This window comes from Lelliottia sp. JS-SCA-14 (genome assembly GCF_035593345.1).
Taxonomy (GTDB): Bacteria; Pseudomonadota; Gammaproteobacteria; order Enterobacterales; family Enterobacteriaceae; genus Enterobacter; species Enterobacter wanjuensis.
This window is the reverse complement of record NZ_CP141606.1, coordinates 1,509,522-1,534,788: the sequence shown is the minus strand read 5'-3', so window position 1 is coordinate 1,534,788 and position 25,267 is coordinate 1,509,522. Positions and strand designations below refer to the sequence as shown.

The window sequence follows — 25,267 nt, the reverse complement described above, 5'->3', positions numbered from 1 at the left end:
TTAAGGAGTGCAATATGGCTGTAACTAAGCTGGTTCTGGTGCGCCATGGCGAAAGCCAGTGGAACAACGAAAACCGCTTCACCGGTTGGTATGATGTTGATCTGTCTGAGAAAGGCGTGAGCGAAGCTAAAGCGGCAGGTAAACTGCTGAAAGATGAAGGCTTCAGCTTCGATTTTGCTTATACCTCTGTGCTGAAACGTGCCATCCACACTCTGTGGAACGTGCTGGATGAACTGGACCAGGCCTGGCTGCCGGTTGAGAAATCCTGGAAACTGAACGAGCGTCACTACGGTGCGCTGCAGGGTCTGAACAAAGCCGAAACCGCTGAAAAATACGGTGACGAGCAGGTTAAGCAGTGGCGTCGTGGTTTTGCGGTGACTCCACCAGAGCTGACCAAAGATGATGAGCGCTACCCGGGCCACGACCCGCGTTACGCGAAACTGACTGATGCTGAGCTGCCACAGACTGAAAGCCTGGCGCTGACCATCGATCGCGTTGTGCCTTACTGGAACGACACCATTCTGCCACGCATCAAAAGCGGTGAGCGCGTGATCGTTGCGGCTCACGGTAACTCCCTGCGTGCGCTGGTGAAATACCTGGATAAGATGGGCGAAGACGAAATCCTTGAACTGAACATCCCAACCGGCGTACCGCTGGTGTATGAGTTCGACGAAAACTTCAACCCAATCAAACGTTACTATCTGGGTAACGCTGACGAAATCGCAGCGAAAGCGGCCGCGGTAGCGAACCAGGGTAAAGCGAAGTAATTTTTCGCCAGACATAAAAAAAGCGTGGAGCCTTCCACGCTTTTTTATTGGGTCGGAAAAGGTCAGGCGCGACGCGCTTTCACCGCCTTCGCCAGCTGACGCAGGATCGCGTCGGTATCTTCCCAGCCGATGCAGGCATCGGTGACGCTCTTACCGTAGACCAGCGGCTCGCCGCTCTCCAGACTCTGGTTACCTTCCACCAGATGGCTTTCAATCATCACGCCGATCACCGCTTTTTCGCCGTTTGCCAGCTGCTGACACACGTCCGCGCCCACTTCCATCTGCTTTTTGAACTGCTTGCTGGAGTTGGCATGGCTGAAATCGATCATCACGTTCGGTGACAGACCCGCTTTTTCGAGGCCCGATTTCACTTCTGCGACGTGTTTTGCACTGTAGTTCGGCTCTTTGCCGCCACGAAGGATGATATGGCAGTCGCCGTTTCCGCTGGTGTTGACGATGGCCGAGTGGCCCCACTTGGTGACGGACAGGAAACAGTGCGGCGCACCGGCAGCGTTGATCGCATCGATCGCCACTTTCATGGTGCCGTCGGTCCCGTTTTTGAACCCGACCGGACAAGAGAGGCCCGACGCCAGCTCGCGGTGAACCTGAGATTCCGTAGTACGTGCGCCAATCGCGCCCCAGCTCATCAGATCGGCCAGGTACTGCGGGGTGATCATATCGAGAAACTCGCCCGCCGCCGGTAAACCGCTGTCGTTAATTTCCAGCAGCAGCTTGCGCGCGATCCGCAGACCGTCATTGATCTGGAAGCTGTTATCCATATGCGGATCGTTAATCAGCCCTTTCCAGCCCACGGTGGTGCGCGGTTTTTCGAAATAGACGCGCATCACAATCTCCAGCTCGCCCTGCAGCTCTTCGCGCAGAGTCAGCAGGCGCGCCGCGTACTCTTTCGCCGCAGCAGGATCGTGAATGGAGCAAGGGCCAATCACCACCAGCAGACGATCGTCGTTGCCTTTCAGGATCTTGTGGATCGCTTTGCGGGCATGAGAAACCGTGTTGGCGGCGTTTTCAGTGGCGGGGAATTTTTCAAGGAGCGCTACAGGAGGTAATAACTCATTGATCTCTTTGATACGTAAATCGTCGTTCTGATAATTCATCTTCGTTCCGGCTCTGACATATTTTTAGTAAGGAATGCAATCCTTTCAATCTAACTTGTCAGCCTGGAAGTGTAAACGGGCTTTTACACTTCGCACGGATAATTCCTGGAATTAGGCTAAAAAACGCGACAAAGTAGCGAATAACGAGATCTGCCCTAAACTTTTTAAATGTAACCACTCTGTTTGTGCATTTAAACGTGATTCCATCCTGACATAAGTTCGGATTCTGGAATCTTTGACCACTGAGCGAATACTTTCGCGCATGCACTGTTGGAAGAAGTTATCCAGCATATAACGACCAGAACAGGAGCAGCATGATGAAAATGACTAAACTGGCAACCCTTTTCCTGACCGCAACCCTCACCATGGCAAGCGGGGCCGCGCTGGCCGCGGACTCAGCGAGTTCCGACAATAACGGCCAGGCTAACGCCGCCGCGGCGGCAGGCCAGGTAGCACCGGATGCGAAACAGAACGTCGCTCCGAATAATGTGGATAACAGCAACATCAATACCGGCAGCGGGACCAGCGGCGGAACCATGCTGCACCCGAACGGGACGGATTCCGGTACCATGAATCATGACGGTATGACAAAGGATGAGATCCACAAAAACTCGATGTGTAAAGACGGGAAATGCCCGGATATCAACAAGAAAGTTGAAACCGGTGACGGTATGAATAACGACGTCAATACCAAAACCGACGGCACGACCCAGTAATTCGAGCCCGATCGGATAAATGAAGGAGAGCGAAAGCTCTCCTTTCTTTTTTGTGCAAAATACTAAAAAATCTACACTTAGTATGATTACTCATCAGGACAGAGTTCATGGCGCACACGCATTCTCATTCGCAGGCTTCAGGGGACGAAAACGCTAAACGTTTGATGCTGGCTTTCGGCGTCACCGCCACGTTTATGGTTATCGAGGTTATTGGCGGACTGGTTTCCGGCTCGCTGGCATTGCTGGCGGATGCGGGGCATATGCTCACTGACGCCGCCGCGCTCCTGTTTGCGCTGATCGCGGTACAGTTTTCCCGTCGCCCACCTAACGCGCGCCATACCTTTGGCTGGCTGCGTCTCACCACCCTCGCCGCTTTCGTCAACGCGATCGCCCTGGTGGTGATTACGATTTTGATTGTCTGGGAAGCCATCCAGCGTTTCCGCGATCCGCAGCCGGTTGCTGGGATGACAATGATGGTGATTGCGGTGGCCGGGCTGCTGGCCAACATCCTTGCATTCTGGATTTTGCATCGCGGCAGCTCGGAGAAAAACCTCAACGTCCGCGCAGCAGCTCTGCATGTGCTGGGCGATCTGCTGGGTTCAGTGGGGGCTATCGTGGCAGCGCTGGTGATCATCTCTACCGGCTGGACACCGATCGACCCGATTCTGTCGGTGCTGGTCTCGTGCCTGGTGCTGCGCAGCGCGTGGGGATTGTTACGGGAGAGCGTGAACGAGCTGCTGGAGGGTGCGCCCGTGTCGCTGGATATTCCGGCCCTGAAACGCAAGATGTGCCGGGATATTCCGGAAGTGCGCGACGTGCACCATGTTCATGTCTGGCTGGTCGGTGAGAAACCGGTGATGACCCTGCATGTGCAGGTTGTCCCTCCGCACGATCACGACGCGTTGCTGGGACGTATCCAGCACTTCCTGGAGCATCAGTACGAGATTTCGCACGTCACGATCCAGATGGAGTATCAGGCCTGTAGCGGGCCGGACTGCCATCTCAACGAGACGCAGCCCGACCATTCACACCATCACCACCATTAACTGGACAGCGCGTGGGAGCCACGCTGACGCGCGCTGTTAATCCACATCCGGCTGCCGTTCAGGGCAATAAAGGTGAGCAGCAGGTATTCGAGTGACATGGCGTAAACGCCCTGCAGCGCGAAGATAACCACGCTAATCACGTTGATGATGACCCACAGCAGCCAGTTCTCGACGTACTTGCGCGTCATCAGGATCATCGCTGCGATCGACAGCACCATCATGCAGGAATCCCAGAACGGGAAAGCATCGGGCTGAAGCTCGGGCATCGTGACGTTCAGGCCGAGGCTCGACATCACTGACACCGCGACGCGGGTCAGGAAACCAAACACCGGATTGATGTAGACCGTCATCAGGCCGATGGCGACCACGCAGGCGGCGAGCCAGGCGATGGCTTTCGGTAACGGCAGCCAGCGGATTTGGAGCTCCGCTTCCTGCGCACTGTTTTGCCTCGACCAGGCGTACCAGCCGTAGATGTTCGCGGCGAAGAAAAACAGCTGCAGCAACAGGCTGGCGTAGAGCTGGATCTGGAAGAAAATAATCGCGAACAGCGTGACGTTAATCAGGCCAAACACGTAGTTACTGATCTTCTCCAGACTCGCCAGCCAGATGCAGAGCAGTCCAGCCAGCGTGCCGATAGCTTCAATCCATGACAGGTCGTAGCCGCCCGCCCCGATCGGTATGTGAACCAGGATGTTCTGCGTGCTAAAAAAATCCATCTTTTCCCCAGAGCGTAGTGATACGCGTTATCTCATCTCAGGAGCGTAGTGTAGCCGCAAAATCGAGCATGCGGTTAAGCGGAATTAACGCGCCCTCACGCAACGCAGCGTCGACGTGGATCTCATGGGCCGCTCCGCCTGTCTCCAGCCCCTCAGCAATCGCCTTGAGGCCATTCATCGCCATCCACGGACAGTGGGCGCAGCTGCGGCACGTCGCGCCTTCCCCGGCGGTCGGTGCTTCGAACAACTCTTTGTCCGGCACCGCCTGCTGCATTTTGTAGAAGATGCCACGGTCGGTGGCGACAATCAGCTTCTGATTCGGCAGCGTTTTCGCGGCATTGATGAGCTGGCTGGTGGAGCCGACGGCATCGGCCATGTCCACCACCGACTGGGGTGATTCCGGATGTACCAGAATGGCAGCGTCAGGGTATAAGGCCTTCATGCGCGCCAGCGCCTGGGTTTTGAATTCGTCGTGCACGATGCACGCGCCCTGCCAGCACAAGACATCCGCGCCGGTTTGCTTCTGCACGTAGTTGCCGAGGTGTTTATCCGGTGCCCAGATAATTTTCTGTCCGAGGCTATCCAGATGCTCAATGAGTTCGACGGCGATACTGGAGGTGACCACCCAGTCCGCACGCGCTTTGACCGCGGCGGAGGTGTTGGCATACACCACAACCGTGCGGTCTGGATGGGCATCGCAAAACGCGCTGAATTCGTCGATCGGACAGCCTAAATCCAGAGAGCATTCCGCATTGAGCGTAGGCATTAGAATGGTTTTTTCCGGGCTGAGGATTTTGGCCGTCTCGCCCATGAAGCGTACGCCCGCGACGAGCAGCGTCGAGGCAGGATGCTTCGCCCCGAAGCGGGCCATCTCCAGGGAGTCCGAGATACAACCGCCCGTCTCTTCCGCCAGCTGCTGGATTTCAGGATCGGTGTAGTAATGCGCGACCATCACCGCATCTCGCTCCTTCAACAGGCGCTTGATTTTTTCACGGTAGAACTGTTTTTCGTCCAGATCTAATGGCACGGGCTTAGGCGGGAAAGGATAGATTGCGGCTTCAGGATCAAACATCACGCTCATCATAGCTTCTCGTTTTACTGGCTTAACAATAATGTCTCTCTTTTGCGTTCTGAACGAAAGATACGACAATTGTGTTTTGTATACTAAACAAGATAGCGCGTTGGGCGGAAAAAGTCACAATATTTGGATAGCAAAAAGGCGCCTTTAGGGCGCCTTTTTACACTGAGATTTAACATCAAGTCACAATGCTAAAATTGGTGGGTCGTGCAGGATTCGAACCTGCGACCAATTGATTAAAAGTCAACTGCTCTACCAACTGAGCTAACGACCCCTTTCGGGACGGGCAAATTGTATTCAGGCTGGTGGGTCGTGCAGGATTCGAACCTGCGACCAATTGATTAAAAGTCAACTGCTCTACCAACTGAGCTAACGACCCGCTCGGATGCTGCCTGAATTCTGTAGTATTGGTGGGGCGTGCAGGATTCGAACCTGCGACCAATTGATTAAAAGTCAACTGCTCTACCAACTGAGCTAACGCCCCGAATGGTGGGTGATGACGGGCTCGAACCGCCGACCCCCTCCGTGTAAAGGAGGTGCTCTACCAACTGAGCTAATCACCCAACGCATACTACCGGGTACTACAGGAAAATCTTAAGTGGTGGGTCGTGCAGGATGACTCGGCTTCGCCTCGCCCTTCGGGCCGTTGCTGAAGCAACGTTATCCTTCACGTCTACCATCTTACTGCTTTGTTAATTGGTGGGTCGTGCAGGATTCGAACCTGCGACCAATTGATTAAAAGTCAACTGCTCTACCAACTGAGCTAACGACCCACTTTTTTCGCGGCTTTCGGGCTGTTCGATATCCCTTGGCAACGGCGGCATATATTACTGATTTAAGAATTCAGCGCAACAAAAATTTCGACGAAGATCACTTAACTGCTTACGAATCAGGCGGCACGACCAGAAATAACGCGATTTCTGGTCATGCGACACTCAACCCATCGATCCAAGACGTTTTTGCGCTTGTTTCGCACCTTCGGTGCCTGGGTACTTGGTGACCACCTGCTGATAAACGGCCTTCGCTTTCGCGCTGTCGCCTTTACCCTGCATGATGACGCCGACCTTAAACATGGCATCAGGGGCTTTAGGTGATTTTGGGTAGTTTTTTACCACTGAGGCAAAATAAAACGCCGCATCATCCTTTTTACCCTTGTTGTAATTCAACTGACCGAGCCAATAGTTCGCATTTGGCTGATACGTTGAATCAGGATACTTTTTCACGAAGTTCTGAAACGCCGCGATAGCATCGTCCTGACGCGATTTATCCTGCACCAGGGCAATCGCTGCGTTGTAGTCAGTATTCGCGTCACCGCTCTGTACAGGCGCGCCTGTGGAGGCTGACGCATCAGCTGCAGGAGCCGGAGTGGCTGTCGCCGCCCCACTCTGATCGCCCGCCGCGGGTTGCGCCGCTGCGCCACCGTTGCTCATGCCGTCGATCTGCAACAGGATCTGCTTCTGACGCTCGACAACCTGGTTCAACTGATACTGACTTTCCTGGATCTGACCACGGAGAGAATCAATATCGTTTTGGTTATCGGAGAGCTGCTGCTGGAGTTGGGTTAAAAGCTGACTGTGAGCATTAGAAATACGCTCGAGTTGAGTGACGCGGTCTTCGACCGAGCCGGAGCCGACACTACTGATTGGTGCCTGAGCAAAAGCGGCCCAGGGGGCCGCTATTCCAACCAGTAACGACAGACTCAATAGTTGATGTCTGAAGTTACTGCTCATGCAATTCTCTTAGTAAACCAGTACGGCACGACGGTTTTTGGAGTAAGCCGCTTCGTCATGACCCAGTACTGCAGGTTTTTCTTTACCGTAAGAAACGATGGAGATCTGGTCAGCAGAAACGCCTTTACCCTGCAGGTACATCTTAACGGCGTTCGCACGACGCTCACCCAGGGAGATGTTGTACTCAGGAGTACCACGTTCGTCCGCATGACCTTCTACGGTGACTTTGTAAGATGGGTTGCTACGCAGGAAGTTTGCGTGCGCATCCAGCATCGCAGCGAAGTCAGAACGGATGTCATACTTGTCCAGATCGAAGTAAACAATGTTGTTCTGCTGCAGCTGCTGCATCTGAAGACGCGCTTGCTCTTCAGAAGACATATTGCCGTTACCGTTAGCGTCCATACCAGTGCCGGCACCCATCATGCCTTCGCCGCTCTGGTCGTTGCTTGCATTCTTGTTGGAAGAACACGCCGCGATTGCCATTACAGGCAGAGCGATCATCAGCCCCTTCAGCACTTTGTTCAGTTGCATTTCTAAGATTCCTTTAGTAATCAATTAATTATTATTTACAGATACGGCGACCAGGCAGGTGATTTTACCTGTCCATCAGTTGCCGGAATACGCGCTTTGAAACGCCCATCTGTAGAAACCAGATTCAGCACAGATCCCATCCCCTGAGAAGAGCTGTAGATTACCATCGTGCCGTTAGGTGCCAGACTTGGCGTTTCATCCAGGAACGTTGACGATAAAACTTGCACGCCACCCGTTACCAGATCTTGTTTGGCAATGTGCTGCTGCCCACCGTTGGAGCTGACCATTACCATTAATTTACCGTCGCTGCTCACGTCCGCATCCTGGTTCTGAGAGCCTTCCCAGGTAATACGCTGTGGAGCACCGCCGTTTACATTCACTTTATACACCTGAGGACGACCCGCCTGGTCAGACGTGAACGCGAGGTTCTGGCTGTCCGGGAACCAGGTTGGCTCAGTGTTGTTGCTACGACCATCCGTCACCTGGCGGATCTGGCCTGAGCCGATATCCATCACGTAGAGGTTCAGGCTGCCGGTTTTAGACAGAGCAAATGCCAGTTTAGAACCATCCGGTGAGAACGCTGGTGCACCGTTGTGACGCGGGAACGAAGCCACCTGACGCACAGCGCCGTTAGCAAGCGTCTGGATAACCAGGGCTGAACGACCGCTTTCGAAGGTCACGTAAGCCAGTTTAGAACCATCCGGAGACCAGGCCGGAGACATCAGCGGCTGTGGTGAACGGTGAACGGTGAACTGGTTGTAACCGTCGTAGTCAGAGACGCGCAGTTCATACGGGAACTGGCCGCCGTTGGTCTGCACCACATACGCGATACGGGTACGGAAAGCGCCTTTAATACCGGTCAGCTTCTCGAACACTTCATCACTTGCAGTGTGACCTGCGTAGCGAAGCCACTGCTTGTTCACTTTATACGAGTTCTGCGCCAGAACCGTACCCGGAGCGCCGCCAGTATCCACCAGCTGGTACGCCACTGTGTAGCCACCGTCCGGATTCGGAGTCACCTGGCCCACGACCACGGCATCAATACCCAGTGCGGACCAGGCAGCAGGTTGAACTTCCTGAGCGGTACCCGGCTGCTGTGGCAGACGAGAACGATCTAATGGATTGAATTTGCCGCTGTTACGCAAGTCAGCCGCAACAATGCCGCCAACGTCTTCAGGTGCAGCGCCAGGGCCTGCCCACTGGAACGGAACAACGCCAATCGGACGCGCGGAGTCCACCCCTTGGGTGATCTCAATGCGTACCTCTGCGTGCAGCAAAGCTGCCCACAGCATAAAGAAACCTACTGCAACACGTAATGCCTGCTTCATCATATCTCCCTTACCCGGGTAACCTTACCCGCGATAATTTAGCAGAATGTTAACAAACTCAAATAGACAAAACTACCAGAACCCTGTGACTAAACCTGGTCTATTTTTCCCCGTTTGCACGGAGAAATTGTGACTTAAGGTTTAAAGTCCAGCGGCGCATTTTTAAAGACTTCATAGACGGCTTGCGAAGGTGGTTTTGGCATCTTCGCCTGACGCGCCGCTGCCAGCGCAGCAGTACACAGGGCCGGATCGCCACCTTCGGACTGAATATCAAGTAACATGCCATCCGGTGCCAGTTTTATCCGCAGCGTACACGTTTTACCGGCATAAGATGAAGCATCATAAAATCGACTTTCAATCGCCGATTTAATCTGCGAGGCATAGCCATTGATTTCAGCGCCTGAAGCGCCGTTATTCTTAGTGTTACCACTTCCTGCTGGCGATGCATTGCTTCCTTTCGCCCCACCGCCCGATTTCGGCGCATTCTTACCTGAACTCAGGTCACCGAAAAGATCGTCAACATCGGATGCCGAAGCTTTCTCCGCTGCAGCTTTTTTCGCTGCGGCAGCTTTGGCGGCTGCGGCTTTATCGGCAGCAGCTTTCTTATCTGCAGCAGCCTTTTCAGCGGCAGCGGCTTTTTTGTCCGCTGCGGCCTTCTCAGCAGCAGCGGCTTTTTCAGCGGCAGCCTTCTCTGCTGCAGCCGCTTTCTTCGCAGCATCGGCAGCGGCTTTCTTCTCCGCTTCCTGAGCGGCTTTCTTCGCGGCCTCAGCTTCTGCTTTTTTCTGTGCGTCAGCAGCTGCTTTCTTCGCTGCTTCTGCTTGTGCTTTTTTCTCTGCGTCGGCAGCGGCTTTCTTCACGGCTTCTGCTTCTGCGACTTTTTGTGCATCCGCAGCGGCTTTCTTCGCCGCATCGGCGGCTTGTTTCGCCTGAGCATCTGCTTTTGCCTTGGCATCGGCTGCGGCTTTAGCGGCCGCCTCTTCTGCCTGCTTCTGCTGCTCTTGCGCTTTTTGCGCGGCGGCTTCAGCCTGTTTCTGTTCGGTAGCCTGCTCTTTCGCCGCTTCTTGCGCCTGCAAACGTTCTTTCTCGAGCTGCTTCAAACGCTCCTGCTCCGCGGCCTGCTTTTCACGCAGTTCCTCGGCTTGCTGTTGCGCCTGTTTATCACGCTGCTCTTCTGCACGTTTTGCACTCGCCTGCTGCTGTTGCTGACGATTATAGTTTTGCACTACCGCGCCAGGGTCCACCATGACGGCGTCGATGGAAGAGCCCCCACCACCGCCGGCTGACGCGTCAATATGCTCATCGAACGAACTCCAGATCAGCACTGCAAAAAGAACCACATGCAGCACCGCGGAGATAATGATCGCTCGCTTAAGCTTGTCGTTTTGTTCGGTTGCCTTTGACACTATCGGTTCCCAAAAACTGTGCAGATGATTAGATCGGTTGCGTCATCAAGCCTACCGACTTAACACCCGCGCTATGTAGCAAGTTCAGCGCTTTAATAATTTCATCGTAAGGCACATCTTTGGCGCCACCGATTAAGAAGACCGTTTTCGGATTTGACTCCAGGCGGCGCTGCGCTTCGGCAATAACCTGCTCTGGCGGCAGCTGATCCATACGATCTTTCTCGACCACCACGCTGTATTGCCCAACGCCGGAAACCTCAATAATGACCGGTGGATCATCATTGCTGCTCACCGCCTGTGATTCTGTCGCATCCGGCAGATCAACTTCCACGCTCTGGGTGATGATCGGTGCTGTCGCCATAAAGATCAGCAGCAGCACCAGCAATACGTCCAGCAGCGGTACGATATTGATTTCGGACTTAAGTTCGCGACGATTTCGTCCACGCGCTCTGGCCATGGTTTACCCCTTGTTACTCTCGGTGCTGGTAAACGCCTGACGGTGCAGAATCGCCGTGAACTCTTCCATGAAGTTGTCGTAGTTCAGTTCCAGTTTGTTCACGCGCTGGTTCAGTCGGTTATAGGCCATAACCGCCGGAATAGCGGCGAACAGACCGATTGCGGTCGCGATCAGTGCTTCTGCGATACCCGGAGCAACCATTTGCAGCGTAGCCTGTTTCACCGCACCCAGTGCGATAAAGGCATGCATGATCCCCCACACGGTACCAAACAGACCGATATACGGGCTGATAGAACCTACCGTGCCAAGGAACGGAATGTGCGTTTCAAGGGATTCCAGTTCACGGTTCATCGAGATGCGCATGGCACGCGATGCCCCTTCAACGACCGCCTCAGGTGCATGATTATTAGCACGATGCAAGCGAGCGAACTCTTTGAAACCGCTATAGAAAATTTGTTCGGAGCCTGAGAGGTTGTCACGACGCCCCTGGCTTTCCTGATACAAACGAGAAAGCTCAATACCAGACCAGAACTTGTCTTCAAAGGCTTCGGCTTCACGACCAGCAGCGTTAAGAATACGGGTTCTCTGGATGATGATGGCCCAGGATGCGATTGAAAAACCAATCAAAATCAACATGATAAGTTTAACCAGAAGGCTAGCCTTCAGGAACAAATCAAGGATATTCATGTCAGTCACTGCTTAAACTCCGCGACAATAGACTTAGGAAGCGCACGAGGCTTCATGATGAGTGGATCAACACAAACAATCAGAACTTCTGCTTCGTTCAGTACTGTGTTCTCTGCGTTGACGATCCGCTGCGTGAAGACCAGTGAGGTTCCACGCATTGATGTTATTTCCGTTTGGACTTCGAGCATATCGTCGAGTCTGGCGGGCGCAAAATACTCCAGCGTCATCTTGCGTACCACGAAGGCAACTCGTTCAGCCAACAAAACCTGCTGACTGAAGTGATGATGGCGCAGCATCTCAGTGCGTGCCCGTTCATAAAAAGCAACGTAGCTGGCGTGGTAGACCACACCCCCGGCATCGGTATCCTCGTAATAGACCCTGACCGGCCATCGAAACAGCGTTGTATTCACTTTACATCCCGGTAATGCAACAAAAGTTTAGAGCTTTTAAACTTCGCTACTATACGCGCGGGAATGATGGTTTGGAATGGGGGAAAGTAAACGGAGAGTAAATTTTTATGGGCTCGGGTAAGCCCATAAGATTAACGGACAGTTCTTATTCAGCTAAAGAAAAAAACAAGTCCTGCGAGAAGCACTAAATCAGCGACCAGCGGGCAGAAAATACCTTGCCAGTGAACGGCTTTCGGGCGAAAGCCCACACCGTGAATGACGCCCGCGCAAACTGCCCACATGATCAAGAAACCATGCCAGATCTCCAGTTCGCTGGTCTTCGCCGCAAAGCGCGACGGGTCCCAGAAAATGCAGCCTGCCAGCACGAGTGCCATCACTAAGGAAAGCGCCCGTAACGGGCGCTTGTCCATTACCGCATAGATATACTTAATCATTCAGGCTGCCTCTTCGTTGGCTGCGTCTGCTCACCCCAGTCACTGACTAATGTCAGCTCCTGGGGATTCTCAGACTTGCCGCCTCGATGCAGCCCGAATGCTGTCGTATATCGCTTTACGATAACATTCATCATCAGTGCTTTTCTTCACCGGTTTTGGTCGCTTCGATATGTTCGAGCGCCAGCGCGGTAATGACACCAAATGCACAGGCAAGAAGCGTCCCTAAAATCCATGCGAAATACCACATATTCAGCTCCTTACTTAGTACAGGGAATGAGTGTTGCTTTCGATGTCTTCTTTCGTGATACGACCGAACATCTTCCAGTAACACCAGGTGGTGTAGAGCAGGATAATCGGTACGAACACGCAAGCAACATACGTCATCAGGTTAAGCGTCAACTGGCTCGACGTCGCATCCCACATGGTCAGGCTGGCATTCATCATGGTGCTGGAAGGCATCACGAACGGGAACATCGCAATACCCGCGGTCAGGATGATGCACGCCAGAGTCAGTGAGGAGAAGACGAATGCCCACGCCCCTTTTTCCAGACGAGATGTCAACACGGTCAGCAGCGGCAGCAACACACCCAGAGCCGGGATAGCCCACAGCGCAGGGGTATTGTTGAAGTTCACCAGCCATGCACCTGCCTGACGCGCGACTTCTTTAGTCAGCGGGTTAGACGGCGCAGTGTGGTTGATAGCCGACGTCACGACATAACCGTCGATACCGTAAACCACCCAAACACCTGCCAGCGCGAAGCAGACCAGCGTCACCAGCGCGGCAACCTGAGCAGTCGCGCGGGAACGCAGGTGCAGTTCACCTACTGTACGCATCTGCAGATAGGTTGCACCCTGAGTGATGATCATCGCGACACTCACCACACCTGCCAGCAGACCAAACGGGTTCAGCAGCTGGAAGAAGTTACCGGTGTAGTACAGACGCATGTATTCATCGAGGTGGAACGGAACGCCCTGCAACAGGTTGCCGAACGCCACGCCGATCACCAGCGGCGGCACGAAGCTACCGATGAAGATGCCCCAGTCCCACATGTTGCGCCAGCGGGTGTCTTCGATCTTGGAGCGGTAATCAAAACCGACCGGACGGAAGAACAAGGACGCCAGCACCAGAATCATCGCCACATAGAAGCCGGAGAACGCAGCTGCGTAGACCATCGGCCAGGCGGCAAACAGTGCGCCGCCCGCGGTGATCAGCCACACCTGGTTACCGTCCCAGTGCGGGGCGATGGAGTTGATCATGATTCGACGCTCGGTGTCATTACGACCGAGGAAACGGGTGAGCATGCCCACCCCCATGTCGAAACCGTCAGTGACCGCAAAACCAATCAGTAAGATACCGACCAGCAGCCACCAGATAAAACGCAATACTTCATAATCGATCATTTGACGACTCCTGTCTTAGCGTGCCGGCTGAGTAGTCACAGTGGACTGCTCGTAGTGATAGCGACCGGTTTTCAGGCTGCTCGGGCCGAGGCGTGCGAACTTGAACATCAGGAACAGTTCAGCCACCAGGAACAGGGTGTACAGACCGCAAATCAGCAGCATGGAGAAAATCAGATCCCCTGCAGTCAGCGACGAGTTAGCCACTGCCGTTGGCAGCACCTCACCGATCGCCCATGGCTGACGGCCATACTCCGCTACAAACCAGCCGGACTCGATCGCAATCCATGGCAATGGAATACCGTACATCGCGGTACGCAGCAGCCATTTTTTCTGGCCGATACGGTTACGAATCACGGACCAGAAGGACGCCGCGATAATCAGCAGCATCAGGATGCCGCAACCGACCATGATACGGAACGCGAAGTACAGCGGAGCCACGCGAGGAATAGAGTCTTTGGTCGCCATCTGAATCTGTGCTTCAGTCGCATCAGAGACGTTCGGCGTGTAGCGTTTAAGCAGCAAACCGTAACCCAGGTCTTTCTTCACGTCATTGAACTGATCGCGAACAGCCTGATCGGTTGAGCCTGAACGCAGCTGTTCCAGCAGCGCATAAGCTTTCATACCGTTACGGATACGTCCTTCGTGCTGCACCATCAGATCTTTCAGGCCCGTGACCTGCTTATCAACAGAACGGGTGGCGATGATACCCAGCGCGTAAGGGATTTGAATGGCGAAGCGGTTTTCCTGCGCATCCTGGTCAGGAATACCAAACAGAGTAAACGCTGCCGGAGCCGGCTGAGTTTCCCATTCGGCTTCGATAGCCGCCAGTTTGGTTTTCTGCACGTCGCCCATTTCGTAACCGGATTCATCACCCAGAACAATAACAGACAGGATGGCTGCCATACCGAAGCTTGCTGCGATAGCAAAGGAGCGTTTGGCGAAAGCGAAGTCGCGACCGCGCAGCATATAGTAGGAGCTGATGCCCAGCACGAACATCGCGCCGCAGACATAACCCGAGGCCACGGTGTGAACGAATTTCACCTGAGCAACCGGGTTCAGGACCAGCTCGGCAAAGCTGACCATCTCCATACGCATGGTTTCGAAGTTGAAATCAGACGCGATAGGGTTCTGCATCCAGCCGTTAGCGACCAGGATCCACAGTGCGGACAGGTTGGAGCCTAAGGCCACCAGCCAGGTCACGGCCATGTGCTGAACTTTACCCAGACGGTCCCAACCGAAGAAGAACAGACCTACAAAGGTGGATTCGAGGAAGAAGGCCATCAGACCTTCAATGGCCAGCGGCGCACCGAAGATATCCCCAACGTAGTGAGAATAGTAAGACCAGTTAGTCCCGAACTGGAACTCCATGGTCAGGCCGGTCGCCACGCCCAGTGCAAAGTTGATACCAAACAACTTGCCCCAGAACTTGGTCATATCTTTATAAATCTGTTTGCCGGAAAGGACGTAGACCGTTTCCATGATGGCCAGCAGGAACGCCATACCGAGCGTTAGTGGCACAAAAAGGAAGTGGTACATCGCGGTCAAGGCAAACTGTAAGCGCGACAGTTCGACTATATCTAACATCATGACTCCTTGCTCATCGCATGAAGACTCCGAGAGTGAATCCCTTCGAAAGGGTTCACACACATGCCCCAATACAAAGTTATCTGTTTCCCTTCTTCGTGACTTATTCTTCAAAAGAGGAAAAAGCCATGACGAAAGGTTACAAATACGTTAAGAAAAAACTCTAATTGATCCCGCAAATATAATACGCTGCAAAGCCCTTACAATAAACAGGTTTTTATTGAAGGAGATTTACGTTTTACGACGGTGATCAATATATAGCGAATTTACCACTTTTCAGCCAGTTTGATCGCCGACAATTTAGCGCCTTTTAGGGTGCATTTCCAAGTATTAAACATTGATTTAAATCAAAAACGCCCGATTCTGTTAAAGGTGTTTAAATGCATTAGCCATAGTAAATGCAATGTTAATGGGATGTGGATTTGATCGGAGCAATGGTTAGCAAATGCGGAATGGGATATAAACAACAGTGATTTTTTTTAACGTTGCTTGTCGTCTCGCTTTATAAAGCTGACAAACATTTAAGGATAGTGGCTTAGACTTCTTTTTCCATTACGGCAATAGCCCAGGCAAAAATAACATTAATTTCACCCAACGCCAGCTTTCAATTAACACCATCGCGCAACTATAACGTTAACGAAATGATCATCGAAACGTCTTAGCCGGTCCGTTCGTGTAAATTTTAGTCAGGCTGGGTACTGCTGAGGGGTGACATGTGCAGACTCATGCCGAAAGAAGTGCCGATGTTCATCGCGCTTCCTGCCCGGCACATCCGCCGGGCAGATTTTGCTGCTGCTTAGAGCGTAAACGTCATACCGATGCGGTAGCGCGACTCAGCAATGCACCCTTCCCCTTCGTAGAAACCCTGTTTATCGAGATAATCATATTCTACATACGGGCTAAACCAGCTGTTCCATTTATAACGCAGCGTAACGGCATTTTCCGTTGACCAGGATTTGTCATTCTTATATTTATAATCATCATTAACATGTTTATATATCGTTCCCTGCCAGAGCACACTCCACTTAGGGTTGATTTTATAGCCCAGATACAAGTCCAGACGGTTAACGCTATCGCGATGAGACTCTCCTGCGCTATTCGTGGTTTCATAGGTGTTATAATCATAGCGATAACGTAAACTCGTACTTAAATCCTGAGTGATTTTATAATTCAGCCGGAGATAAGGGCGTATTTGCGTTCCGTTACTGCTCCAGTGATAAATGCCACCGGGCTGGAAACTCCATTTATCCGATAACGGAATCGTGTAATTAGATTCTATTTCATTGTAATCGGTTTTGCTGTCACCCAATGAATGAGCACTGTCAGATTTATCCCCCCCATTGGCTCCCCGGCCATTACTCTTATTGTTTTTATTATCGGTTTCAATACTGGCCCACCAGCCCGTTTTCCAGCTTTCGCTGACCTTGTACCGCGATTCATACGAGTGACTGCCTGCCCTGTAGCCGCCCCGTACGTCAAACGTCAGCGCCTGACAAACCACCGGGCATGCGCTAACACAAGCCAGTAATGTCCATAGCCATTTCTTTTGCATAATTCATCCCTTTTATATTTTATTAAACGTATTGCCGCATTGAACTCGGTGTTGACAACAGGAAGGCATCATATTCATTACTAAAAACAGATCATCTGCATATTTTTAAAAATAAGATCAATCCCACACTTTTTATTGAAATACCGTTTCGTTTTTATATTTATAAAAAATAGATCATTTGCGCAAATGATTTAATAAAACTAATTCATGCCGCCTATATGTTTTTTAAATAATTTATTATCTATTCTGTTTTTAAATTTGTGACCCTCATCAATTATGACCATCAAATTTTTCCATACGATAAATTGAAATTACATTTCATTTTTAAAACAACGAAATTTCAACCAACTCATGGAAGCGATAATGAAGATAAAGAAACTCCGCTGGTATATTATTTCCCTGGTCATGCTGGGGACAATAATCAACTACCTGGCACGCAGTACCCTCGGCGTGGCGGCCCCAGAAATGATGAAAACCCTGAACTTGTCCAGCGAGCAGTACTCCTGGATCGTCTCCGTCTTTCCCTTCACCTACGCGATAGGCGGGATCGCCTGCGGCTTCATCATTGATAAATTTGGCCTGCGCATCAGCTTTGCCGTGCTGGCGGCGCTGTGGTCGTTATGCAACATGCTGACGGCGCTATTCAGCACCTGGCTGCCGATAGCCTGCCTGCGTGGCGGCCTCGGTTTGACCGAAGCGGCATTTAACCCGGCGGGGATGAAAGTCACCGCCGAGTGGTTCCCGGCGAAAGAGCGCGGGCTGGCCTGCGGGATCTACAGTCTCGGCACCTCTCTCGGAGCGATGCTCGCGCCTCCACTGGTGGTCTGGGCGATCCTCAACTACAACTGGGAGATGTCGTTTGTGGTCACCGGCGGGATGGGGATTCTGTGGAGTATTTTGTGGCTGGTGTGCTATCGATCGCCGGAAAGCCATCCGGCGCTGCTCAAAGCGGAGTATGACGAAGTTCAGGCGGACAACAGTCTGGTCGTGACGACGCAGAAAGCGACTCTCAGCTCGATGATCAAAGATAAAAACCTGTGGGCCATCTCACTCCCGCGCTTTATGGCCGACCCGGCGTGGGGAACCCTGCACTACTGGATGCCGCTGTATCTGGTCACCGTGCGTCATATGAATTTGAGTGAAATCGCGATGTTCGCCTGGCTGCCATTCCTGACGGCGGACCTGGGCTGTCTGGCTGCCGGATACATCTCGAAGTTTCTCAACAATCGCGGCGTACACATTATCAACGCCAAACGCATCACCTTTACCTTCGCGGCACTGCTGATGGTGTCCATGGCCGCAGTCGGCTACGTCGAAAACGTCTATGCTGCCATTGCGCTGTTTTGTATCGCCGGTTTTGCCCATCAGTGTCTGTCGATTACCGTGATCAGCATGTCGTCTGACCTTTTCCCGAAGCAAAAAGTCGCCACCGCTACCGGCTTTGCCGCTTTTACCGGCAGCATGGGCAACTTTGCGTTTAGTCTGTTCCTCGGCGCGATGGTCGCGGTGGTTGGCTACAACGCGTTCTTTATTGGTCTGGGCGTTTTCGATCTGATCGGTGCCGCATTCCTGTGGCTGCTCATCAAAAATCCTGCCGCGGCATTGAAACCTGTGGTCGCGTGAATAGCATTATTAAGAGGGAGATAAAAATGAAAATTCTGACACTGTGTTTCACCGGCCTGCTGTGCGCAGCCCCCCTGTATGCCCAGTCAGCTGCGGATCCCTGCCTGACTTACGACTGCCAGCAGATGCTGGAGATCAAAACGAAGATCGCCCAGAATGACGCCGTCTACGCGCCAGCCATTCAGGCGCTGATGAAAAAAGCCGATGCGGCCCTGCAGCATCCGCCGTACAGCGTAACGCAGAAAAAGCTGGTACCCGCCTCCGGCAACAAACACGATTACTACAGTTTTGGCCCCTACTGGTGGCCAAACCCGGACACCAAAGACCACCTCCCCTACGTCCGCGACGACGGTCATATCAATCCTTCCTCCAAAACCGATGATACGGACAGCGAGAGGATGGCCCATTTCTCTGATGACATCCGCGCGTTAGCCCTGGCGGCGTTCTACAGCGGCGACCCTAAGTATGCGCAAAAGGCGAATACTCAGCTGCAGACCTGGTTCTTGCACAAAGAGACGCGGATGAACCCGAACCTCAACTATGCCCAGGCCATTCCGGGCATCGTGAACGGACGGGGAATTGGCATCATCGACACCCGCGTGCTGATTGATGTCGCCGACAGCATTGTGCTGTTACACAACGCGAAAACACTTTCGGATCAGGATTTCAAACGCTACCAGCGCTGGTACGCTGACTACACTCGCTGGCTGAAAACCAGTCAGAACGGGCATGAAGAAGCGAACTGGTATAACAATCATGGAGCCTGGTACGACACCCAGGTCACCGCGTTCTCGCTTTTCACCGGAGATAAAAAACAGGCCACAGAGCAGATTGAGATCTTTAAGCATCGTCATCTGATCTCGCAGATCAACAGCAAGGGCGAACTTTCTGCAGAGCTTGAGCGCACCCGCTCCTTCCATTACTCCAGTTTCGCCCTCGCCGCCTATGGCCGAATGGGGCGTTACGGGGAGCAGACCGGCAATGACGTGTGGAATTTCGAGCTCGACAGCCGCACCACCAAAAGCGCGTTTGTCTTCATCAGCGAGCAAATTGGCAAACCGGCCAGCAGCTGGCCTTACAAGGAGCTGAAATACACCCCGGAGGAAGCCACCGGTCCGATGCTGGCGGCGGCGCGAGCCTATAAAGATGCCACCTTTACGCAGAGCGTCGCCATTCTGAGCAAAGAGAATGCCGATAATATCAACTTCTTAATGCCCGGCTCTCCGCTGGTAAAATAATCGGGTACAGGTGCAGAGTGAAACAATTTACTGCAGAACAACTTGCCGCCGCCCGTCAAAACGTCACCCCGGCGATCCTCGCCGGGCTGATTGAGGGCAACCGCGACGTCATCGACAGCGACACGCTGGTGCCCGAAACCGGCTGCGCCACCTGGAACCACTACTTCTTCTGCCCGCAACACAGCGTGCGTCTGCAGTGGAACCGGCACTCCCCCAATAAACATCGCTGCCCCGTGGACGGGGCCGTTTTTACGGGCGAACCCTACTACGGTGCCTGGTGGCGCTGGCTGAACGGGCTAAATGCGAAAGCAACCTATGAACTGAGCCTGCTGTGGCTGCTCACCGGCGAGACGCGCTACCGGGATAAGGTCATCGATATTCTGATGCAGTACGCGAAGTACTATCCCGATTATCAGGAGCACGGCGGTATTCCCTACAACGGCCCCGGCAAAGCCAACGCCCAGACGCTGTGCGAGGCGAACTGTCATGCCGATTTTGCCCGCGGTTTTGATCTGATTCGTTGCGAACTGACGGCTCAGCAGGACGAATACATCGCCACCCGTCTGCTGCGCTGCGGCGCAGATTTTTTAATGCAGCACCGCAGCAATCAGATGCACAATCATGAAGTGAAGATCAGCGCCACCGTCGGCATCATCGGCGCCGTGCTGGAAGAGAATGCTTATCTGGAGTTTGCCGTTAACAGCCCTTACGGCCTGCGCTATCAGCTGGAGCACGCCCTGCTGCCGGGCGGATTATGGTTTGAAGGCTCGCTGCACTATCACTACTACGCTCTGGAAGCCTTTTTCGTCTTTGAGAAACTGGCGAAAAACAGCGCGTTTAGCCTGCTGGATCAGCCGTTCTATCCGCATATGCTTAGCCTGCCGATGAAATTCCTGCTACCGGATATGACGCTGCCCAAAGTGAATGATTGCGTGAACGGCCAGGAGCGGCTCGGTCATGCGGATATCTATGAATTCGCGTATTTTTATTATGGCGAAGAGGCGTACGGTCAGCTGCTGGCCTGTCTCTATCGCACCACGCCGCGCAATCATATCGACGCGTTGTTTTACGGCCAACCGCTGCCTGCTGACGCCCTGCAAGCTCCGACCGCCAGCGAGCACCATCCCGGCGCAGGTTTTACCCTGATCCGAAACGCGCCAGGACGGGCGGTGTGCATTAAACACGGTCCTTACGGCGGGGAGCACGATCATTACGATCGTCTGAACCTGATCGTTTTCAACCGGGGCAAAGCACTGTTTCCCGATCTCGGCACCACGGGCTACGGCGCACCGCTGCACTACGGCTACTACAAAAACTCTTTTTCACACAATACATTATGCGTGAACGGGCTAAACCAACCGCCCGCTGTCCCGCGCGTAATTCGGTATGAGGAGAAACCGGCTGCTACGCGCCTGATTACCGAAGTGGACTGGCGATCCCCCGCCGCCCTGCCCGACAGTAAAACGCGCGTAGAGTGGGATGAGGAGGCTTACCGCGATGTCGTTTTCCGCCGCAGCGTGCAGGTCACGGAGAATCTGCTTATCGACCGTTGGGATGTAGAAAACCCGCACGCCCAGTGCGTGGATGCGATCTATCTGATTCGCGGTGAATCCCAGTCGGATACGCCGCAAACCGGGATCAGCCTGTGTTATCCCTACGTCCACCAGGCCACGCAAATGCCGCTGAATGGTCAGACTAACTTACGCTATCAGGCTGATAAACCCGTGACGATCAGCTGTTTTTCGCTCAGCAACGCGCACATCATTCAGGCCAAAGGGCCAGACAACCCCTCGACGTCTGAACTGGATTACCTGATTTTGCGCGGCCACGACACGCGGGTTTGCTGGGTGTTTGTGACGGATTTAAGCGGCGAAGGTGAAGTGAAAATTGAGTCATGCGAAGGGGAAATCATCGTGACGGATAAAAGATTACAGCAGGAATACCAGGCATAAAAAAGGCCGCTTTTCAGCGGCCAACCATGTCGAAACGGACATTTATTATGTCAAAGCTCCCCTCACGGGGAGCAGAGAGGATTTACTTAATGATAGCGCTCAGTGCTTCGCCGATATCGGCCAGGCTACGAACGGTTTTGACACCTGCAGCTTCCAGGGCTGCGAATTTCTCATCCGCTGTGCCTTTACCACCGGCAATGATGGCGCCAGCGTGGCCCATACGTTTGCCTTTTGGCGCAGTCACACCGGCGATGTAACCGACAACCGGTTTGGTGACGTGATCTTTGATGTACGCAGCGGCTTCTTCTTCTGCGCTACCGCCGATTTCACCGATCATCACGATCGCTTCAGTCTGCGGATCTTCCTGGAACAGCTTCAGGATATCGATGAAGTTAGAGCCAGGGATCGGGTCACCGCCAATGCCCACACAGGTGGACTGGCCGAAACCGTAGTCGGTGGTCTGCTTAACTGCTTCATAAGTCAGGGTACCGGAGCGGGAGACGATGCCCACTTTGCCTGGCTTGTGAATGTGGCCTGGCATGATGCCGATTTTGCATTCGCCTGGGGTGATCACGCCCGGGCAGTTTGGCCCGATCATGCGCACGCCCGCTTCGTCCAGCTTCACTTTTACCGTCAGCATATCCAGCGTCGGGATGCCTTCGGTAATGGTGATGATCAGTTTGATGCCTGCATCGATCGCTTCCAGAATGGAATCTTTGCAGAACGGGGCCGGAACGTAGATCACGGTCGCGGTGGCGCCGGTCGCTTCTACGGCTTCGCGCACGGTGTTGAACACCGGCAGGCCCAGGTGCGTGGTGCCGCCTTTACCTGGCGTCACGCCGCCAACCATCTGCGTACCGTAAGCAATCGCTTGTTCGGAGTGGAAAGTCCCCTGGCTACCGGTGAAGCCCTGGCAGATAACTTTAGTGTTCTTATCAATCAAAACGGACATTATTTCCCCTCCACTGCGGCAACAACCTGCTGAGCTGCATCCGTCAGACTTTTCGCTGCAATAATATTCAGGCCACTGTCAGCCAGTTTTTTCGCGCCGAGTTCAGCGTTGTTCCCTTCCAGACGAACCACAACCGGGACGTTCACGCCCACTTCTTCTACCGCACCGATGATGCCGTCAGCGATCAGGTCGCAACGCACGATGCCGCCGAAGATGTTAACCAGAACGGCTTTCACATTGTCGTCAGAGAGGATGATTTTGAACGCTTCGGTTACGCGCTCTTTAGTTGCGCCGCCGCCCACGTCGAGGAAGTTTGCCGGCTCGCCGCCGTGCAGTTTAACGATGTCCATGGTGCCCATTGCCAGGCCCGCACCGTTAACCATGCAGCCGATGTTGCCATCGAGTGCGACGTAGTTCAGTTCCCACTGTGCCGCCTGCGCTTCACGCGGATCTTCCTGAGACTGATCGCGCATTTCGCGCAGATCGGACTGGCGGAACAAGGCGTTGCCGTCAGCGCCCAGTTTGCCGTCGAGGCAGATCAGGTCGCCCTGAGTGGTGATGACCAGCGGGTTGATTTCGATCAGCGCCAGATCGCGCTCAAGGAAAATGGTCGCCAGGCCCATGAAAATCTTGGTGAACTGTTGAACCAGTTTACCTTCAAGACCCAGTTTGAATGCCAGCTCGCGACCCTGGTAAGGCATTGGGCCTGCCAGCGGATCGATAGCCACTTTGTGGATCAGGTGCGGGGTCTCTTCCGCCACTTTTTCGATTTCCACGCCGCCTTCAGTAGACGCCATGAACACCACGCGACGAGAGCTTCGGTCGACTACCGCGCCGAGGTACAACTCTTTTGCGATGTCAGTCGCGGCTTCCACCAGGATCTGGTTTACCGGCTGGCCGTTCGCGTCTGTCTGGTAGGTCACCAGGCGTTTGCCCAGCCAGTGTTCAGCAAAGGCGCGGATCTCTTCTTTGCTCTTCACAACCTTCACACCGCCCGCTTTACCGCGGCCACCAGCGTGAACCTGACACTTAACTACCCAAGGGCCGGAACCAATTTTAGATGCGGCTTCTTCAGCTTCACGTGGGGTAGTACAGGCATAACCCACCGGAGCCGGTAAGCCATACCGGGCAAACAGCTGTTTGGCCTGATATTCATGTAAGTTCATGTGTTCTATCCATCCTTCAGGTAATCGTTATCATAAAGCCTGTAGAGCAGTGCGATTTTTTGCGCCGGGTGGCGCTTCGCTTACCCGGCCTACAGGGCAGGTGAATCTATGGTAGGCCCGGCAAACGCAGTACCGCCGGGCGCTACTTACTACTACACGTCCAGCAGCAGACGCGTTGGATCTTCCAGCAGCTCTTTAATCGCCACCAGATAACCCACTGATTCACGACCATCAATCAGACGGTGATCGTAAGAGAGCGCCAGATACATCATCGGCAGGATCTCAACTTTACCGTCAACCGCCATTGGGCGGTCTTTGATGGCATGCATACCCAGAATCGCGCTCTGCGGCGGGTTGATGATTGGGGTAGACATCAGGGAACCGAACACACCACCGTTGGTGATGGTGAAGTTACCGCCGGTCAGGTCTTCAACGGTCAATTTACCGTCGCGGCCTTTCAGCGCCAGCTCTTTGATTTTCTTCTCGATATCCGCCATGCCCAGGGTATCAACGTCACGCAGAACCGGGGTCACCAGGCCGCGCGGCGTGGAAACCGCCATGCTGACGTCGAAGTAGTTGTGGTACACCACATCTTCGCCATCGATAGAGGCATTCACTTCCGGATAACGTTTCAGCGCTTCAACCACCGCTTTCACGTAAAAGGACATAAAGCCCAGACGGATACCGTGACGTTTTTCAAACGCGTCACCGTACTGCTTACGCAGGTCCATGATTGGCTTCATGTTGACTTCGTTGAAGGTGGTCAGCATCGCGGTGGAGTTTTTCGCTTCCAGCAGACGCTCAGCCACACGCTTACGCAGGCGAGTCATCGGCACGCGTTTTTCACTGCGTGCGCCAAGCGCAGGCTGTGCTGCCGCAGGGGCTGCCGCCGCCGGTGCTTTGGCTTCTTCTTTAGCAGGCGCTTTCGCCAGATGTTTTTCCACATCTTCACGGGTCAGACGACCGCCGACACCGGTACCTTTGATGGCGCTGGCTTCGAGATTGTGTTCACCCAGCAGGCGACGGATCGCCGGGCTGAGTGCATCATTCGTTTGTTCTTCCAGAGATGCCTGCTGACGCTGAGCCGGAGTGGACTCTTTGCTTTCAGACTTGGCGCTGGACTCTTTACCGGCGCTGTTGCCTTCACGCAGGCGACCAAGGATCTGACGAGAAGTCACGGTGGTGCCTTCGTCTTCCAGCACTGCATCCAGAATGCCATCCGCCGATGCCGGTACTTCCAGTACCACTTTGTCAGTTTCGATTTCTACCAGCACTTCATCGCGCTTAACGCTATCGCCCGGTTTTTTATGCCAGGTCGCTACCGTTGCGTCAGCGACGGATTCAGGCAGGTCGGGAACAAGAATATCTACGCTACTCATTT

Annotated in this window: 24 protein-coding genes and 5 tRNA genes; 6 read left to right on the top strand and 23 right to left on the bottom strand. The window is 53.6% G+C overall.

Annotated elements, in window-relative coordinates; translation table 11 throughout:
• Positions 1-14 precede the first annotated feature (14 nt).
• Positions 15-767: a 2,3-diphosphoglycerate-dependent phosphoglycerate mutase gene (gene gpmA, locus U9O48_RS07220; protein ID WP_102105244.1), complete on the top strand. Its 753-nt coding sequence runs from the start codon at positions 15-17 to the stop codon at positions 765-767.
• Between the two features lie 62 nt (positions 768-829).
• On the opposite strand, the gene aroG is transcribed toward gpmA, so the two are convergent.
• On the bottom strand, positions 830-1,882 hold the full coding sequence (gene aroG / locus U9O48_RS07215) for a 3-deoxy-7-phosphoheptulonate synthase AroG (RefSeq protein WP_282492222.1): 1,053 nt from the start codon (positions 1,880-1,882) through the stop codon (positions 830-832).
• A 317-nt stretch (positions 1,883-2,199) separates the two neighbouring features.
• Here aroG and U9O48_RS07210 point away from each other — a divergent pair, with 317 nt between their 5' ends.
• Together U9O48_RS07210 and zitB are read left to right on the top strand one after the other, a co-directional pair.
• Complete coding sequence (locus tag U9O48_RS07210; RefSeq protein WP_282492526.1) at positions 2,200-2,598, top strand: YbgS-like family protein; 399 nt, start codon at positions 2,200-2,202, stop codon at positions 2,596-2,598.
• A 107-nt stretch (positions 2,599-2,705) separates the two neighbouring features.
• Positions 2,706-3,644 (top strand): CDF family zinc transporter ZitB, encoded by a 939-nt coding sequence (gene zitB, locus U9O48_RS07205; protein WP_324723942.1) that lies wholly within the window; start codon positions 2,706-2,708, stop codon positions 3,642-3,644.
• Here the strand turns inward: zitB and pnuC are convergent.
• From pnuC to U9O48_RS07110, 19 genes are all read right to left on the bottom strand, one after another.
• Entirely contained in the window at positions 3,641-4,360 is a 720-nt protein-coding gene (gene pnuC, locus U9O48_RS07200) for a nicotinamide riboside transporter PnuC (RefSeq protein WP_324723941.1), read from the bottom strand. The genes zitB and pnuC overlap by 4 nt on opposite strands.
• A 37-nt stretch (positions 4,361-4,397) precedes the next feature.
• The gene (gene nadA / locus U9O48_RS07195; RefSeq protein ID WP_324724386.1) at positions 4,398-5,441 is read right to left on the bottom strand and encodes a quinolinate synthase NadA; all 1,044 of its coding nucleotides are present in this window, start codon (positions 5,439-5,441) and stop codon (positions 4,398-4,400) included.
• Between the two features lie 195 nt (positions 5,442-5,636).
• Positions 5,637-5,712: transfer RNA gene (locus tag U9O48_RS07190), tRNA-Lys, on the bottom strand.
• Positions 5,713-5,741: 29 nt separating this feature from the next.
• Positions 5,742-5,817: transfer RNA gene (locus U9O48_RS07185), tRNA-Lys, on the bottom strand.
• Positions 5,818-5,846: 29 nt separating this feature from the next.
• Positions 5,847-5,922, bottom strand: a tRNA-Lys gene (locus U9O48_RS07180).
• Between the two features lie 3 nt (positions 5,923-5,925).
• A tRNA-Val gene (locus U9O48_RS07175) sits at positions 5,926-6,001 on the bottom strand.
• A gap of 134 nt (positions 6,002-6,135) precedes the next feature.
• A tRNA-Lys gene (locus U9O48_RS07170) sits at positions 6,136-6,211 on the bottom strand.
• Positions 6,212-6,373: 162 nt separating this feature from the next.
• Positions 6,374-7,168, bottom strand: coding sequence for a cell division protein CpoB (gene cpoB / locus U9O48_RS07165; protein WP_324723940.1), 795 nt, complete (start codon positions 7,166-7,168; stop codon positions 6,374-6,376).
• A gap of 9 nt (positions 7,169-7,177) precedes the next feature.
• Positions 7,178-7,699 (bottom strand): peptidoglycan-associated lipoprotein Pal, encoded by a 522-nt coding sequence (gene pal, locus U9O48_RS07160; protein ID WP_003858578.1) that lies wholly within the window; start codon positions 7,697-7,699, stop codon positions 7,178-7,180.
• A 35-nt stretch (positions 7,700-7,734) separates the two neighbouring features.
• Positions 7,735-9,027 carry a Tol-Pal system beta propeller repeat protein TolB gene (gene tolB, locus U9O48_RS07155; RefSeq protein WP_285158584.1) on the bottom strand — a complete coding sequence of 431 codons (1,293 nt, stop codon included), beginning with the start codon at positions 9,025-9,027 and terminating at the stop codon, positions 7,735-7,737.
• 134 nt (positions 9,028-9,161) lie between these two features.
• Complete coding sequence (gene tolA / locus U9O48_RS07150) at positions 9,162-10,430, bottom strand: cell envelope integrity protein TolA (RefSeq protein ID WP_324723939.1); 1,269 nt, start codon at positions 10,428-10,430, stop codon at positions 9,162-9,164.
• Positions 10,431-10,458: 28 nt separating this feature from the next.
• Positions 10,459-10,887: a colicin uptake protein TolR gene (gene tolR, locus U9O48_RS07145; protein WP_095281284.1), complete on the bottom strand. Its 429-nt coding sequence runs from the start codon at positions 10,885-10,887 to the stop codon at positions 10,459-10,461.
• A gap of 3 nt (positions 10,888-10,890) precedes the next feature.
• Entirely contained in the window at positions 10,891-11,583 is a 693-nt protein-coding gene (gene tolQ / locus U9O48_RS07140) for a Tol-Pal system protein TolQ (RefSeq protein ID WP_100777167.1), read from the bottom strand.
• Positions 11,580-11,984 (bottom strand): tol-pal system-associated acyl-CoA thioesterase, encoded by a 405-nt coding sequence (gene ybgC / locus U9O48_RS07135; RefSeq protein WP_032617092.1) that lies wholly within the window; start codon positions 11,982-11,984, stop codon positions 11,580-11,582. Before ybgC ends, tolQ begins: the two co-directional genes overlap by 4 nt.
• A 149-nt stretch (positions 11,985-12,133) precedes the next feature.
• Positions 12,134-12,415 carry a cyd operon protein YbgE gene (gene ybgE, locus U9O48_RS07130; RefSeq protein WP_282494139.1) on the bottom strand — a complete coding sequence of 94 codons (282 nt, stop codon included), beginning with the start codon at positions 12,413-12,415 and terminating at the stop codon, positions 12,134-12,136.
• Positions 12,416-12,551: 136 nt separating this feature from the next.
• The gene (gene cydX / locus U9O48_RS07125; protein ID WP_095281280.1) at positions 12,552-12,665 is read right to left on the bottom strand and encodes a cytochrome bd-I oxidase subunit CydX; all 114 of its coding nucleotides are present in this window, start codon (positions 12,663-12,665) and stop codon (positions 12,552-12,554) included.
• Positions 12,666-12,679: 14 nt separating this feature from the next.
• Positions 12,680-13,819 carry a cytochrome d ubiquinol oxidase subunit II gene (cydB, locus tag U9O48_RS07120; RefSeq protein WP_282494094.1) on the bottom strand — a complete coding sequence of 380 codons (1,140 nt, stop codon included), beginning with the start codon at positions 13,817-13,819 and terminating at the stop codon, positions 12,680-12,682.
• 15 nt (positions 13,820-13,834) lie between these two features.
• Positions 13,835-15,403 carry a cytochrome ubiquinol oxidase subunit I gene (gene cydA / locus U9O48_RS07115; RefSeq protein ID WP_095281278.1) on the bottom strand — a complete coding sequence of 523 codons (1,569 nt, stop codon included), beginning with the start codon at positions 15,401-15,403 and terminating at the stop codon, positions 13,835-13,837.
• Between the two features lie 796 nt (positions 15,404-16,199).
• A complete protein-coding gene (locus U9O48_RS07110; RefSeq protein WP_285149042.1) occupies positions 16,200-16,955 on the bottom strand; it encodes an oligogalacturonate-specific porin KdgM family protein in 756 nt (251 codons plus the stop codon).
• 363 nt (positions 16,956-17,318) lie between these two features.
• Between U9O48_RS07110 and U9O48_RS07105 the strand changes: the two genes are divergently transcribed.
• From U9O48_RS07105 to U9O48_RS07095, 3 genes are read left to right on the top strand one after another with little or no spacing between them, the layout of a single operon-like run.
• Positions 17,319-18,578 carry an MFS transporter gene (locus U9O48_RS07105; RefSeq protein WP_285149041.1) on the top strand — a complete coding sequence of 420 codons (1,260 nt, stop codon included), beginning with the start codon at positions 17,319-17,321 and terminating at the stop codon, positions 18,576-18,578.
• Between the two features lie 26 nt (positions 18,579-18,604).
• Positions 18,605-19,816, top strand: a complete 1,212-nt coding sequence (locus U9O48_RS07100) for an alginate lyase family protein (RefSeq protein ID WP_324723937.1) — start codon at positions 18,605-18,607, stop codon at positions 19,814-19,816.
• A 17-nt stretch (positions 19,817-19,833) separates the two neighbouring features.
• Positions 19,834-21,768, top strand: coding sequence for a heparinase II/III domain-containing protein (locus U9O48_RS07095; RefSeq protein ID WP_324723936.1), 1,935 nt, complete (start codon positions 19,834-19,836; stop codon positions 21,766-21,768).
• Between the two features lie 82 nt (positions 21,769-21,850).
• On the opposite strand, the gene sucD is transcribed toward U9O48_RS07095, so the two are convergent.
• From sucD to odhB, 3 genes are all read right to left on the bottom strand, one after another.
• Positions 21,851-22,720 (bottom strand): succinate--CoA ligase subunit alpha, encoded by an 870-nt coding sequence (gene sucD / locus U9O48_RS07090; RefSeq protein WP_095281274.1) that lies wholly within the window; start codon positions 22,718-22,720, stop codon positions 21,851-21,853.
• Entirely contained in the window at positions 22,720-23,886 is a 1,167-nt protein-coding gene (sucC, locus tag U9O48_RS07085; RefSeq protein WP_059355295.1) for an ADP-forming succinate--CoA ligase subunit beta, read from the bottom strand. Before sucC ends, sucD begins: the two co-directional genes overlap by 1 nt.
• 152 nt (positions 23,887-24,038) lie before the next feature.
• Positions 24,039-25,265 (bottom strand): 2-oxoglutarate dehydrogenase complex dihydrolipoyllysine-residue succinyltransferase, encoded by a 1,227-nt coding sequence (odhB, locus tag U9O48_RS07080; protein ID WP_103948364.1) that lies wholly within the window; start codon positions 25,263-25,265, stop codon positions 24,039-24,041.
• Positions 25,266-25,267 lie beyond the last annotated feature (2 nt).